This window comes from Mucilaginibacter defluvii, assembly GCF_039543225.1.
GTDB classification, from domain to species: Bacteria; Bacteroidota; Bacteroidia; order Sphingobacteriales; family Sphingobacteriaceae; genus Mucilaginibacter; species Mucilaginibacter defluvii.
In genome coordinates this window covers 73,830-86,451 of record NZ_BAABJI010000002.1, presented here as the reverse complement: position 1 = coordinate 86,451, position 12,622 = coordinate 73,830, and the positions used below count along the sequence as shown (strand labels likewise).

The 12,622-nt window shown below is 44.9% G+C and carries 15 protein-coding genes; 9 read left to right on the top strand and 6 right to left on the bottom strand.

Annotated elements, in window-relative coordinates; genetic code table 11:
• The first annotated feature begins 45 nt into the window (after positions 1 to 45).
• Entirely contained in the window at positions 46 to 957 is a 912-nt protein-coding gene (locus ABD960_RS06695; protein WP_345330165.1) for a WD40 repeat domain-containing protein, read from the top strand.
• Here the strand turns inward: ABD960_RS06695 and ABD960_RS06690 are convergent.
• A complete protein-coding gene (locus tag ABD960_RS06690) occupies positions 941 to 1,717 on the bottom strand; it encodes a C40 family peptidase (protein ID WP_345330164.1) in 777 nt (258 codons plus the stop codon). The genes ABD960_RS06695 and ABD960_RS06690 overlap by 17 nt on opposite strands.
• A 94-nt stretch (positions 1,718 to 1,811) precedes the next feature.
• Between ABD960_RS06690 and ABD960_RS06685 the strand changes: the two genes are divergently transcribed.
• The gene (locus ABD960_RS06685; RefSeq protein WP_345330162.1) at positions 1,812 to 2,753 is read left to right on the top strand and encodes a bifunctional helix-turn-helix transcriptional regulator/GNAT family N-acetyltransferase; all 942 of its coding nucleotides are present in this window, start codon (positions 1,812 to 1,814) and stop codon (positions 2,751 to 2,753) included.
• A gap of 577 nt (positions 2,754 to 3,330) precedes the next feature.
• Here the strand turns inward: ABD960_RS06685 and ABD960_RS06680 are convergent.
• Entirely contained in the window at positions 3,331 to 3,684 is a 354-nt protein-coding gene (locus ABD960_RS06680) for a 4Fe-4S dicluster domain-containing protein (RefSeq protein WP_232175323.1), read from the bottom strand.
• A 90-nt stretch (positions 3,685 to 3,774) separates the two neighbouring features.
• Between ABD960_RS06680 and ABD960_RS06675 the strand changes: the two genes are divergently transcribed.
• The 7 genes from ABD960_RS06675 to ABD960_RS06645 all read left to right on the top strand — a co-directional run bounded on the left by ABD960_RS06675 (position 3,775) and on the right by ABD960_RS06645 (position 9,542).
• Positions 3,775 to 4,800: an acyl-CoA reductase gene (locus ABD960_RS06675; protein ID WP_345330161.1), complete on the top strand. Its 1,026-nt coding sequence runs from the start codon at positions 3,775 to 3,777 to the stop codon at positions 4,798 to 4,800.
• A gap of 111 nt (positions 4,801 to 4,911) precedes the next feature.
• Entirely contained in the window at positions 4,912 to 5,115 is a 204-nt protein-coding gene (locus ABD960_RS06670; RefSeq protein ID WP_345330160.1) for a fructose-6-phosphate aldolase, read from the top strand.
• 7 nt (positions 5,116 to 5,122) lie between these two features.
• Positions 5,123 to 5,809 carry a cell division ATP-binding protein FtsE gene (locus tag ABD960_RS06665; protein ID WP_345330159.1) on the top strand — a complete coding sequence of 229 codons (687 nt, stop codon included), beginning with the start codon at positions 5,123 to 5,125 and terminating at the stop codon, positions 5,807 to 5,809.
• 228 nt (positions 5,810 to 6,037) lie between these two features.
• Positions 6,038 to 6,625, top strand: a complete 588-nt coding sequence (locus ABD960_RS06660) for a nucleotide exchange factor GrpE (RefSeq protein WP_345330158.1) — start codon at positions 6,038 to 6,040, stop codon at positions 6,623 to 6,625.
• Positions 6,626 to 6,707: 82 nt separating this feature from the next.
• Positions 6,708 to 7,874 carry a molecular chaperone DnaJ gene (dnaJ, locus tag ABD960_RS06655; protein WP_345330157.1) on the top strand — a complete coding sequence of 389 codons (1,167 nt, stop codon included), beginning with the start codon at positions 6,708 to 6,710 and terminating at the stop codon, positions 7,872 to 7,874.
• Positions 7,875 to 7,957: 83 nt separating this feature from the next.
• Positions 7,958 to 8,575, top strand: coding sequence for a hypothetical protein (locus tag ABD960_RS06650; protein WP_345330156.1), 618 nt, complete (start codon positions 7,958 to 7,960; stop codon positions 8,573 to 8,575).
• Between the two features lie 37 nt (positions 8,576 to 8,612).
• Positions 8,613 to 9,542: a Ppx/GppA phosphatase family protein gene (locus tag ABD960_RS06645; RefSeq protein WP_345330155.1), complete on the top strand. Its 930-nt coding sequence runs from the start codon at positions 8,613 to 8,615 to the stop codon at positions 9,540 to 9,542.
• Here the strand turns inward: ABD960_RS06645 and ABD960_RS06640 are convergent.
• Genes ABD960_RS06640 through ABD960_RS06625 form a run of 4 tightly spaced genes read right to left on the bottom strand, consistent with a single transcriptional unit; the run spans position 9,539 to position 12,570 of the window.
• On the bottom strand, positions 9,539 to 9,826 hold the full coding sequence (locus ABD960_RS06640; RefSeq protein WP_345330154.1) for a hypothetical protein: 288 nt from the start codon (positions 9,824 to 9,826) through the stop codon (positions 9,539 to 9,541). The genes ABD960_RS06645 and ABD960_RS06640 overlap by 4 nt on opposite strands.
• Entirely contained in the window at positions 9,826 to 11,223 is a 1,398-nt protein-coding gene (locus tag ABD960_RS06635) for a radical SAM protein (RefSeq protein ID WP_345330153.1), read from the bottom strand. The genes ABD960_RS06640 and ABD960_RS06635 overlap by 1 nt, the downstream gene beginning before the upstream one ends.
• Positions 11,216 to 11,962 (bottom strand): prolipoprotein diacylglyceryl transferase, encoded by a 747-nt coding sequence (locus ABD960_RS06630; protein ID WP_345330152.1) that lies wholly within the window; start codon positions 11,960 to 11,962, stop codon positions 11,216 to 11,218. Before ABD960_RS06630 ends, ABD960_RS06635 begins: the two co-directional genes overlap by 8 nt.
• 38 nt (positions 11,963 to 12,000) lie before the next feature.
• Entirely contained in the window at positions 12,001 to 12,570 is a 570-nt protein-coding gene (locus ABD960_RS06625) for a Maf family nucleotide pyrophosphatase (RefSeq protein ID WP_345330151.1), read from the bottom strand.
• Positions 12,571 to 12,622 lie beyond the last annotated feature (52 nt).

The window sequence follows — 12,622 nt, the reverse complement described above, 5'->3', positions numbered from 1 at the left end:
TCTTTTCATACCATGGACTATGGACCATCAACAATTGACTAATTTATGATCGAAGTACAAAAAATAGCGGAACTTACAGGGCACGGGAACCCGATATTTACAGCGGAACTATCGCAAAAGCCCGGTATACTGTTCACCGGCGGCAATGATAAGGGTGTGGTTGAATGGAGCCTGAAGGATAATACTTTTATCAGGGTGATGTTTCCGGTACCCGCCTCTGTTTATGCCATTCATTGTCCGGAAGGTTATCCTTATATGTTTGTAGGCCTGCGTACCGGCGATGTGGCTGTGTTTGATTTTATACAACAAAAAATCATCAAACTGCTTAAGCATCACGTTAAGCCTGTGTTTGATATTAAGGGCATAACCCCGAAAAAAGAATTGTTAGTGGCCAGCGAAGACGGTTCGGTTACCGTTTGGAGCCTCGAAACACTCGAAATACTGCACACCATCCAGGTATCAGCCGATACGGTTCGCTGCATTGCCGTTTCTATACCCAAAAAACATATCGCATTCGGCTGCCGCGACAGCAGCGTAAAAGTGTATGACATGGATGATTACGGCTTTATTACCTCCCTAAACGAGCATACCATGGCTGTATTTTCAGCACAGTATTCGCCTGATGGAAGTTACCTGCTTACCGGCTCGCGCGATGCGCAATTAAAGGTTTGGGATACCAACAGCTCTACGTTGCTGCAAAATATACCGGCACATTTATTTGCTATTAATAACATCGCCTTTCACCCTACGCGTCCGTATTTTGCTACGGCGAGCATGGATAAAAGCATTAAAATTTGGGATGCGCAAAATTTTAAGCTCCGCAAGATCATCAGTCGCGAAAAAGGCCTGCCATCGCATATGCTGTCCGTGAACAAACTGGTATGGGATGGTGATCACTTAATTTCCGTGAGCGATGATAAAGCTGTGCTGGTATGGGATGTTAGCTTTGGCGATTAAAGTAGCGTTTAATAAGGGCTAACTGGTGCGTATACTTCCCCTGCTCTTCTGAATAAATCCCTTTTTCGTCAATCTGCTCAATTTTTACCCTTCCGGATGCATGAATGATGTTACCATCGCCCAATAAGATACCTACGTGAGTAATGCGTCCTTCGGCATTGGCAAAAAAAGCCAGGTCGCCTTCTTTCGCATCTTCGATACGGGTAACTAATTCGCCTTGCAACGCCTGTTGCGAAGCATCGCGGTCTATTTTGATACCATGCAATTTAAACACGGCCTGCGTTAACCCCGAGCAATCAATACCAAAATGTGTACGCCCACCCCACAAATAAGGCGCGTTTAAAAACTGCATAGCGGTTTCAATCAACGTATCTTCCAGTTCCTCATCCACTTCAGGTACGGCATAATAATCGTCGCCAACACGGCATTCATCACCCTCTAAAAACGGCAGCGAGCTGCCAAAGGGCAAATACAGCAAAGCCATTTCGGGCTTTTTAAAGGCCCACGTTACAGCCGAATTGGTAATAGCGGGTGGCGTTTGTTTGATATGATTGTAATCAGCTTCATCTAAATTGGTGAACAACAGCTTACCTATCCAGCCAGTATAATTATCGTACGCGGTTGTAATTTTAACCCAATGCTCCTGCCATTCCAATATTTCAAAGGCCTCTCCAAATAAAACCTGTGTCATGATCTCGCTGCGCTCGGATGCTTCAGCCTTTAGCGGCGCAAGGGCCATATTACAAATACCGTATTCCATATAAATATTTGCATCAAATGTAAACATTCAACAACATATAATATATTTGTAAGTACTTACGTAACTATATACGTAAATACTTACATAAATTAATATGTCAATAATTGATGATTTGCAGGAACTTGCCGTTGGTGCGCGCATGAAGCGCTTGTATGATATTTTTGCCGAGAGCGTTGAGCAGATTTATAAAGATGAAGGCCTTACCTTTGAACCTAAATATTTTACGTTGTACTATCTCATCAGCAGGCGCGAAGAGATTGGTATTACCGAAATTTCTGAGGAATTGGCCCTTACCCATCCCGGTGTAATACATTTAGCTAAAGAGCTGGAGGCGCTGGGCTATATTGAGTCGGTTAAGTTAAAAGCCGACAGCCGCAAACGAAATCTTCGCCTGTCCGAAAAAGGTAAAAAGTCGCTGGTTAAGTTTGAGAATGTCTGGGCGAAAATAATCAGCTTAAATAAATCATTATTCGGCAGCCAAAAACACAACTTATTGCTGGCCCTTATTGAAGTTGAGGAACAATTAGCCGAAAAAAATTACTACCAGCGCTTTAAAGAAATGTTTAGTTACTCGGAGCCTACTGACGTTAAAATACTGGATTACAAGCCTGAGCTTGCCCCTTATTTTAAATCGCTCAACGTGGAGTGGATCAATACCTATTTCACTGTAGAGGCGCACGATCTGGAACAGCTTGATCATCCGGAGCATATATTGAATAACGGAGGCCGTATAATTTTTGCCGAAGTTGATGGCGACATTGCCGGCACCTGCGCCCTGATAAAAACCGGTTACCTGGAGTATGAGATAGCCAAAATGGGCGTAAGTCCAAAATACCAGGGCCGTAAAATCGGCCAGGCATTAATGACCTCTATCGTTGATATCGCCCGTAACCTGGGCGCTAAACGTGTGTGGCTGGGCTCAAACAGCAAACTCGCCCCTGCCCTCGCCATATACCGTAAGTTCGGGTTCAAGGATATCCCGGTTGGCGACTCGCCTTATAAACGGGCTGATGTGAAGATGGAAATGTATTTGTAGTTTTGATAATAGCTTTTATACGAAGGAAACGAGAGCAGGCCTGCCGGAAACCGGGCCAGGGAGTATGGCCAGTGCGGATGAAGGTTTTTTCCGGCTTGATGTTTGGTTACTTTGCATCTAAGGTAGAGAAACTTGCCTCTGAGGCAAAGAGCAGACTGACGATAACTAAAAAAAACACAAACCCTTAATTAAGGCACTGCACTAAATCGCTTTATTACCTGTCCTGAATTTCTTTTGAGCGATCAAAAGAAACAAAACTCGCCGGCTGTTTAATTTTCTATGAAAGGTAGTGCATTTTCAGTGCTACCCGAAAATTAAGAGGCCGGAAGATTAGGTTATGATTGGGCTGTACTTTTATTTTTTTCTATGAATTTCCAACTTTGTCATATCGAGCGGCAGCGAGATATCTGCACACGTTCATAATCAAGCGACAGATTTCTCCTCGTACCTCGAAATGACAAAAAATTCAAACAGAGCTGAGCAAAGTCCTCCCCCTCGGGGTGGATTTAGGAGGGATAAACAAAAAAGGAGCATCAATTGGTGCTCCTTTTCAATATTTCTTAAAAAGATGATTTAATTACTCACCCATGTGCAGCCAATCTTTCTTGGCCAGCAGCTCCTCTTCGGTTTCGCGGATGTCTTCATCGTCAACACAACAATCTACCGGGCAAACGGCAGCACACTGTGGTTCATCGTGAAAACCAACACATTCGGTACACTTATCAGGTACTATATAATATATATCATCAGATAATGCAGCCTGAGCTTCTTCAGCATTCAGGGTATTGCCATCGCCAAAATCGATTAGCCCCTTTAAACCTGTACCATCAGAAAAACGCCAGGCGGCACCTGCATCATAAATAGCGTTATTAGGGCATTCCGGTTCGCAGGCCCCGCAGTTTATGCATTCGTCGGTGATTTTGATCGCCATATTTTATTATTCTATATTCTAAATTAACTTTGCAAGCTGCAAATATAACAAAAAAAGGGTTTCAGGGTTTACACTGATACCACATTTAATATGTCAAATTACAATCCGGATACATATATACAGGCTTTTGCCGCGCTGGGCGAATACCTGCGCCAGCCTGATGAGCAACTGCAAAACATCATCCAAACGGAGAAACAACAGAACGCCTGGTTCACGCCCGAGAACATTCAATCGGCTATTGATTCCATAGCCAACAACCTAACTATATTTAACCTGAATGAATGGTTAGCTGGTTACGACATAAATGCCAACAGACAGCCCAAAAACGTAGGCCTGGTACTGGCGGGCAATATTCCGCTGGTGGGTTTTCACGACGTGTTGTGCGTAATTTTGTCGGGCAATAAGGCGCTCATCAAAGCCTCAACGCAGGATAGCCGCCTGATACGCTTTCTGCTTAATAAACTGGTGGAGATCAACAGTACAATCGTGGGCAGCTTTGCTTTTGTTGACAGGCTACAGGATTTTAACGCGGTGATAGCTACCGGCAGTGATAATACCTCGCGCTATTTTGAGTACTATTTTGGTAAGGTGCCTCACATCATCCGCAAAAACCGTAACAGCATAGCGCTGCTTACCGGTAACGAAACACGCGAAGAACTACATGCACTCGGCCATGATATTTTTGGTTATTATGGGCTGGGCTGCCGCAACGTGTCAAAAGTACTGGTACCTGCTGGTTATGATTTTAGGAACTTTTTTGAGTCGATTGAGAGCTACAGCGAGGTTAACAATCACCATAAGTATCACAACAATTACGATTACAATAAATCAATATACCTGGTAAACCGCGACAAGCATTACGATAACGGCTTTTTGCTGGTAAAGCAGGATGAAAGGTTGGCCTCGCCCCTGGCGGTTCTGTTCTATGAGGAATATGATAGCCTGGAAGCCGCTCAACAACAAATCATCAGCAATACTGATAAAATTCAATGCGTGGTAAGCGAAGCAGGCTTGCAGGTAAATAACCAGGTGGTGAAATTTGGGCAAAGCCAGCAACCCGGCCTTGCTGATTATGCCGATGGAATTGATACCATGAAATTTTTGGCTGATCTTTAAAATAACGATAACTTTGGAGGAGGCCACAGTCGATAGACCATAGTCAATGGTAAAGGCCTTTTTTGATAATTTAAATAAAATATGGACTATCGACTATAGACCATCGACTAAATGTATATTATAAAAGTAAAGGGCGTTGCCAAAATACCGGATTATGTGCAACTGCGTGACGACAAGTTTACGCTGCTTGCCTATTTCAGGGTTGACAGGCCCGATAAATCGCTTGACAAAGTGGGGCTCGGTGATAAATCCGAGCAGATTATGAACATTATTAAAGACCTGCCTTTCGGGCAGATTTTAAAATTAGAGCTGTAAAACTACCATGATTGGAAATTCTATTATAAAACTTACCGGCGTTGATATATTTCAGCAAAAACACCTGGTGCTGTCAAACGTAAACCTGCATATTGATAAAAATGATTTTGTTTGGCTGATCGGCCAAACCGGATCGGGCAAGAGCAGCTTGTTGAAAATATTATACGGCGATTTGAGCATTGCCAGTGGCAGCGGTTACGCCTGCGGATATGACCTGGGCAAACTGGCCGATCGTGATGTGCCCTTTCTGCGCCGCAAACTCGGGATAGTTTTTCAGGATTTTCAGTTACTTACAGATCGTACTATCGAACAAAACCTGCACTTTGTACTTAACGCCACCGGTTGGACAGATAAGAAACTGGTAACAGACCGCACGCTCGATGTGCTGGAAAAAGTTGGCCTGCGCTCAAAACTTAAAAAAATGCCGCACGAACTATCGGGCGGCGAGCAGCAGCGTGTAGTTATTGCCCGTGCCTTGCTTAACGATCCGGAGATTATCCTGGCCGATGAGCCTACCGGTAACCTCGACCCTGATACATCCGAAGAAATTGTAATGCTGCTTAAACAAATAAGCCAGCAGATGGGTACTGCTGTTGTTGTAGCCACGCACGATTACCATATTATCCGCACTTTTCCATCGCGTATCATCAAATGCGAAAATGGTAAAGTATTAGAGGATGTGCAGATAGCGTGAGTTTAATTTAGGTAGCAGTGGCAGTCTGCATTTTTTAAGGCAGTTGCATTGGCGTTGGCAGTCAAAAAAGTAAAAGCCACAACAACTGCTACTGCCACTATTTTATAACTGCTACCGCAACTGACACCCCTGTCAAACACTGTCATCACTTCTTAAAAAATCGCGGCGCTACTGTCAGCTTGGCTGTTTTTAGGCTATGGCAAGGCATTTGTTTGGCTCTATTTAGCTATGAAATTTACTGATATGTTGAAGAAAAAAAAGAAAGAACATACCAATATGCAAGAGAATAACGACGAGCTGAACGAACAAACAGCTGCCGAACAAGATACCATTCAGCAAACAGCCGAAGAAACTACACAGGAGCCTACTGCTGAGCAAAAACTAAAAGAGGAACTGGCACAGGCTAACGACAAATATTTACGCCTTTATGCCGAGTTTGACAACTTTAGAAGACGCACTACCAAAGAACGTGTTGAATTGTTGCAAACCGCAGGTAAAGAGATCATTGTATCATTATTACCAGTATTGGACGACTTTGAGCGCGCCTTTAAATCAATGGACCAAGCGACTGACGTAGTTGCGGTTAAGGCTGGTGTTGAGCTTATACATAGCAAACTGAATAACATCCTGGCACAAAAAGGTTTAAAACCGATGGAAGCCGTTGGGGAGCCTTTTGATGCTGACCTGCACGAGGCCATCACCAATGTACCCGCGCCAACGGAGGAGCTGAAGGGTAAAGTGATAGACCAAATGGAAAAAGGCTACTACCTTGGCGATAAGGTGGTGCGCTTTGCAAAAGTTATTGTAGGGAATTAATTATTGAGTTATTGAATTACCGATTTATTGAGATTTGAGAACGTCAATAATTCTGTAATTCAATAATTGAACATAAAGAGAGATGTCAAAAAGAGATTATTACGACGTACTTGGGGTTTCGCGTAATGCCGATGCCGATGAGATAAAGAAGGCCTACCGCAAGATGGCCATCAAGTATCACCCTGACAAAAACCAGGGCGATAAGGAGGCAGAGGAAAAATTTAAGGAAGCGGCCGAAGCGTACGAGGTATTAAGCAACCCCGAAAAGCGCCAGCGCTACAACCAGTTCGGCCATGCGGCCAATGCGCAATCAGCAGCCGGTGGTGGCGGCTACGGTGGTGGCGGCATGAATATGGAAGACATATTCAGCCAGTTTGGCGATATATTTGGCGGCGGTAGTCCGTTTGAGGGTTTCTTTGGCGGCGGTGGCCGTCAAGGTGGCGGCGGCAGGCGTGTAGCCCGCGGCAGCAACCTGCGCATTAAGGTAAAGCTTACCCTTGAAGAGATTGCCAACGGTGCCGAAAAGAAAATCAAAGTAAACAAACAGGTAGTTTGTAAAACCTGTGACGGTAGCGGCGCTAAGGATAAATCATCCTTTCAAACCTGTAAAACCTGTGGCGGCAGCGGCGCGGTACGCAGGGTAACCAACACCATTTTAGGCCAGATGCAAACCACCAGCACCTGCCCTACCTGTAATGGCGAAGGCTCAATTATCACCTCAAAATGTAATGTTTGCCACGGCGACGGCGTTGTGCGCGGTGAGGAAACAATCACTATTAACGTACCTGCCGGTGTTAGCGAAGGTATGCAATTGAGTATGAGCGGTAAAGGTAACGCAGCGCCACGCGGCGGCGTACCAGGTGATCTGATCATCCTTATTGAGGAAGTACCTCACGAAACGCTTAAACGCGATGGCAACAATATAATTTACGATCTGCACATCAGTTTTATTGATGCGGCCTTAGGCACCAGTGTTGAGGTGCCAACCATTGACGGTAAAGCGAAGATCAAAATTGATGCAGGCACACAGGGCGGTAAAATACTTCGCCTTAAAGGCAAGGGTGTGCCGGAGGTAAATTCCTATCATCGTGGCGACCAACTGGTACACATCAACATCTGGACTCCAAAAGCACTAAGTCGCGAAGAACGCGACTTACTTGAAAAGCTGCAAAGCTCGCCCAACTTTAAACCCAACCCCGGCAAAAACGAGAAAAGCTTTTTTGAACGGATGAAGGAATATTTTGAGTAAAAAAGTAAACACAAAGTAATATACAGCCCGGTTATTCCGGGCTGTTTTGTTTATGTACTATATTTACCGGCAAATCCGTTCGCATGAAGATCAACTTAAAATCTGCCCAACTGGCTTTTTTACTGAATATAATATATATAGTTAGCCGGGGTATTTCGGCATCGGTAAAAATTATCCCCTTAATTATACCACAGGGCTTGCAGTACTTTTTAATATTTTTGGCAGAGTTGAGCTTTGTGGCGGTTATCATATTTTTGATTGGCGCGCTAAGGCACTGGCAGGCAAAATCGACTGCTTTATGGCTAACCATCTACCTGGTGCTAGGCATCGTTAGCTTTTTTATACCGATTGCCTACCATACCGGCTTGCTCACCTTAACGGCGTCTACCAGCTTTATACCCGCCATACCGGTGTTTGCAACTTTCGCGGCGATAGTTGTGATGATGATGACCTCTTTCCGCATTACTCCTACAGCTTTGGGTACAGCTTTCAGAGCCTTTTTTATTGTGGTAATACTGTCGGCCTTGATAAGTCATTATCTACCCACTTTAATGCCTGCTGTACAAACACCAACCATGAATAAGCTGTTTGTTGCCGCGGTTGAATTGGTTAGTTTGCTGCCCGGCTTCGCTATCTTCTTCATCCTGCAAAAAATTTGGCTGCTGCTTAACGAAGGCGTAGTTATTAACAAAAATGTTTAGGCAAACCATTCATCGGCTTTAAGGTTGTATGGCTACTATGAATAAACGAGTCGCGGTGATGGACCTTGGTACCAATACTTTTCATTTGCTTATTACCCAGGGGGGCATTAACGATTATACCGTTTTAGAGCACGAGCACATCGCGGTCAGGATTGGAGAGGGCGGCATTAATAAAGGCACCATACAGCCCGAAGCCTTTGCAAGGGGCTTGGCTACCATGCAGCAGTTCAGCCGATTGATTGACAAGCATCATGTTGACCGTGTGCGTGCCATCGCTACTTCAGCGTTGCGCAATGCGGGCAACGGACAGGATTTTATCAGCCAGGTAAAAGAACTTACCGGGATACAGATCGAGATCATTAATGGCGATACCGAGGCGGGTTTAATCTATGAGGGTATTAAGGCATCCGGCTGCCTATCTGCCAATAATACGCTGATTATGGATATTGGCGGCGGAAGCGTAGAGTTTATTTTGGGTAATAACGAAGGCATCATCTGGAAACAAAGTTTTGAGATAGGTGCCGCCCGGCTGATGGACAAATTTCACAAAACCGACCCGATACCGCAAGCATCCATTGTCGAATTAAATGCTTATCTGGAGGAAAAACTGCAACCCTTGTTTGATGCCGTCGATCAACATAAAGTTGATACGCTGATAGGCTCATCGGGGGCATTTGAAACTTTTACGGAGCTGATAGAAAAACCAAAGAAAAAGGATTTCAGGTTAAAAGATATCCGCAATTATTCATTCAGCACAGGTGAATTGATCAGCGTTACTGACGCGGTGATAGCATCATCTCACCGGGACAGGGCATCAAACCAAGCCATTATCCCTGTCAGGGTTGACATGATCGTAGTGGCATCGCTTATTACCCGCTTTGTAATGCAAAAGTTAAACATTAACAATGTAGCCATGTCAACCTACTCACTTAAAGAAGGAGTTTTGGCGACGGAATTGGCTGTTTAATGATTAATATGCAACCCGCCCTGCAACTCCAGCAAACCAAAACAACTGGACACTCCTATTATCAATACCAAAAGTCCGGCGAGTACCCACTCCCATTTACGCGCGAAGGGTGCAACAAGCACACACACAGCAGCATGTATAACCACCATAAATATTTGAACTATCAGCCCTTCTTCACCGGCTAAACCACACAAAAGCGTATAGCCAAACATCACCATTAAATTGATACCGGTGATGCCCATGTAAACCGGGCGTTTATTTGGTTGGGGCGTTGGCTCTGTCATTATACAGGTATTTCGTTACGTAATTGGTTCAGGTATTCTATCTTGTCATCGCGGTAAAAAAGGTTCATGGTTTCAAAGGGGATGATCTTCATGTCCTTATTAACGATATGCACACACGATTTTTTGATGGCGCGTACATCAAAGTTCCGCGCGTCAATAAAATTCATGATAATAACCCTGAACAGGTTATCATACCCCAGGTTTGGCGCATCAATTTCGGGCAGGCAGCACATGATGGATTTTAGATGCTCCTTTGCCTTATCAACCGAATTACCGGTGCTAAACATATTGAGCAAGTGCAGTTTCAATTGCTCGTCCTGCTCATAAACAATGGTATTTTTTGAGTTATCTAACAGATCATCCGGGTTGATCATCCGCGTTAGCGGGAATACCTGATTGCCCAGTTTCAGCGCATAACCCATTACCAGCGCATCCGGGTTGCAGGGTACCGGTATCAGATCGTTATGATTAAAGATGCTGGTTTGCTCCAATATGGCGCTGCGCACCTCGGTCATGGTATAACGCTCGGTAGCTTCATCATAATTTTCGAGCCTGCCCGCCTGCTGGGTTGGCTGAAAGGTTACGCCACGCACACAACGCTGCTTTAACGCGTATTCAATTATCTTGCCTATTTCGTGCGTGTTTACCCCCTTTTGCAGGGTTACCACCAGCGTGGTCGATAGGTTATACTTATTCAGATGCTCAATAGCTTTTTCCCTCACCCAACGTAAGTCCTCTCCGCGCAGCTTTTCAAGTGCCTGCTGCTCAAACGAGTCGAATTGCAGATATATCTCGAAATCGGGCATGTAGGTGGCTAATCGTTCTACAAAGGCTTCATCCTTGGCTATGCGGATGCCGTTTGTATTCAGCATCAGGTGTTTTATAGGCTTGGTTTTGGCAATATCCAGTATCTCAAAAAACTGGGGGTGTACAGTAGGTTCACCGCCGCTCAGTTGTATAACGTCAGGCTGCCCCTCGTTACGTACCACCACATCCAGCATCTGCTCAATCTCCTCCAGGGTACGGTGCCGCCCGTAGTGCGGCGATGACATGGCATAGCAGGTCGGGCAGGTAAGGTTACATCGGTCGGTTACTTCTATAACCGTAAGGCATGAGTGCTGCTCGTGGTCGGCACACAGGCCGCAGTCATACGGGCAGCCGTAGTGCGTAGCAGTATTGAACCGCAAAGGCATCTCGCTGCGCTTGGCATAGTTGCGGCAGTTTTTATAGTATTCAATGTCTGTGGCTATCAAAACTTTTTCGCGGCCATGCCTGGGGCATACCTTTAGCATGTATACCTTTTCATCCTCAAAAACTATTTTGGCATCAACGCGACGCAGGCAGGTTGAGCAAATGCTGAGGGTAAAATCATAATAAATGTACGGACGTTCAGGCATGTGCAATCAGTTTTGAAGGTTTGACGAATACCCTGTAATAATACAATAATCCACCTAAACAAACCAATTGTATTACCGAAAGGCCGAAACTAAAGAAATAAGCGGGTTTTATAAACTCGATGAAAAACCGGAACAACAGGTAGCTCGCCATGAATAATTTGAACTTAGCCCCATCAGCAAAGGTGTATTTTGTACTTAGGGACAGTAAAGCCATCCACAGCATCAGCCAGAAAAAGATCTCATATAAATTGGTGGGATGCCGGTGTATCCCATCGCCAAAGTTAATGGCCCAGGGTAAGGTGGATGCAATGCCATAAGTGCCATCTTCCAACCCGGCGAAAAAACAGCCGGTGCGGCCGATGATCATGGCGACGATCAAGGGGTAAACCATCAGATCGCCGGAAGAAGCATTTACCCCGATGGCTTTTTTAACCAGCTCAACCCCTATCAACCCGCCGAGCAAACCACCTACTATGGTTTTATTGGCCATGATGTTATAAAGGCTTAAATGCTTTAAATATTCAGGATTTTCAAGAATGCCGACCAAATGTGAGCCTAAAAAAGCCCCGGCAGCGGCGCCAACAAAAATAACCAGGCGGTTATAATCAGTTATTTTATCAGTTACATGCTTGCGCAGATAACTGTAATACCGGTAGCCGATGAAATAAGATAGTGTTTCGCAGATGAAGTGTATGGGTAGCGAAAGTTTGCCGATATGTAAGTCTACAGGAAAATGCAAAGCCGGTTTTTACGGCAAAATACAAATTTCCGGCAGGTTTAAACCAATCGTAATAATTGCTGGTAAACCTTTTCGGTAGGCAGGCCAACCACGTTGGTGTATGAGCCATTGATGCGCTCGATGCCGATCAGGCCAATACGCTCCTGAATACCGTATGATCCGGCTTTGTCCAGTGGCTGATAGTCGTCTACATAACTTTGTATCTCGTCATCAGTCAGCTTGCGGAAGAAAACCTCGCTTACATCAAAAAATTTGTTGTACTCTCCTTTGTAAAACAGGCACACACCCGTAACCACGCGGTGTACCCTGCCCGATAGTTTTTTAAGCATCTCCACTGCCTGCTCGGCCGATTCAGGTTTACCTATTATCTCACCGTCAAGTGTTACAATAGTATCTGCGGTGAGTACTACCTCGTCGGTAACATCTTCGTCAAAGGCTTCGGCTTTTTGGGTAGCGATGTATACGGCAACTTCCTCAGGTGTTAGCCCTTCAGGAAAACTCTCGTCCACTTCTTTCAACACCACACGAAAATCAACATCCATCAGTTGCAACAACTGTTGTCTGCGAGGTGATTTGGAAGCCAATATTACGGGAGGAAATTTGCTCATACTTTTAGTTGATGGACGATGGACCATAGTCCATGGTGATTTGTTGGCCTAT

Bases quoted from the DNA above. Each gene is read 5' to 3' on its own strand.
- ABD960_RS06695 (WP_345330165.1), top strand. From the start codon at position 46: ATGATCGAAGTACAAAAAATAGCGGAACTTACAGGGCACGGGAACCCG.
- ABD960_RS06690 (WP_345330164.1), bottom strand. From the start codon at position 1,717: ATGGAATACGGTATTTGTAATATGGCCCTTGCGCCGCTAAAGGCTGAA.
- ABD960_RS06685 (WP_345330162.1), top strand. From the start codon at position 1,812: ATGTCAATAATTGATGATTTGCAGGAACTTGCCGTTGGTGCGCGCATG.
- ABD960_RS06680 (WP_232175323.1), bottom strand. From the start codon at position 3,684: ATGGCGATCAAAATCACCGACGAATGCATAAACTGCGGGGCCTGCGAA.
- ABD960_RS06675 (WP_345330161.1), top strand. From the start codon at position 3,775: ATGTCAAATTACAATCCGGATACATATATACAGGCTTTTGCCGCGCTG.
- ABD960_RS06670 (WP_345330160.1), top strand. From the start codon at position 4,912: ATGTATATTATAAAAGTAAAGGGCGTTGCCAAAATACCGGATTATGTG.
- ABD960_RS06665 (WP_345330159.1), top strand. From the start codon at position 5,123: ATGATTGGAAATTCTATTATAAAACTTACCGGCGTTGATATATTTCAG.
- ABD960_RS06660 (WP_345330158.1), top strand. From the start codon at position 6,038: ATGAAATTTACTGATATGTTGAAGAAAAAAAAGAAAGAACATACCAAT.
- dnaJ (WP_345330157.1), top strand. From the start codon at position 6,708: ATGTCAAAAAGAGATTATTACGACGTACTTGGGGTTTCGCGTAATGCC.
- ABD960_RS06650 (WP_345330156.1), top strand. From the start codon at position 7,958: ATGAAGATCAACTTAAAATCTGCCCAACTGGCTTTTTTACTGAATATA.
- ABD960_RS06645 (WP_345330155.1), top strand. From the start codon at position 8,613: ATGAATAAACGAGTCGCGGTGATGGACCTTGGTACCAATACTTTTCAT.
- ABD960_RS06640 (WP_345330154.1), bottom strand. From the start codon at position 9,826: ATGACAGAGCCAACGCCCCAACCAAATAAACGCCCGGTTTACATGGGC.
- ABD960_RS06635 (WP_345330153.1), bottom strand. From the start codon at position 11,223: ATGCCTGAACGTCCGTACATTTATTATGATTTTACCCTCAGCATTTGC.
- ABD960_RS06625 (WP_345330151.1), bottom strand. From the start codon at position 12,570: ATGAGCAAATTTCCTCCCGTAATATTGGCTTCCAAATCACCTCGCAGA.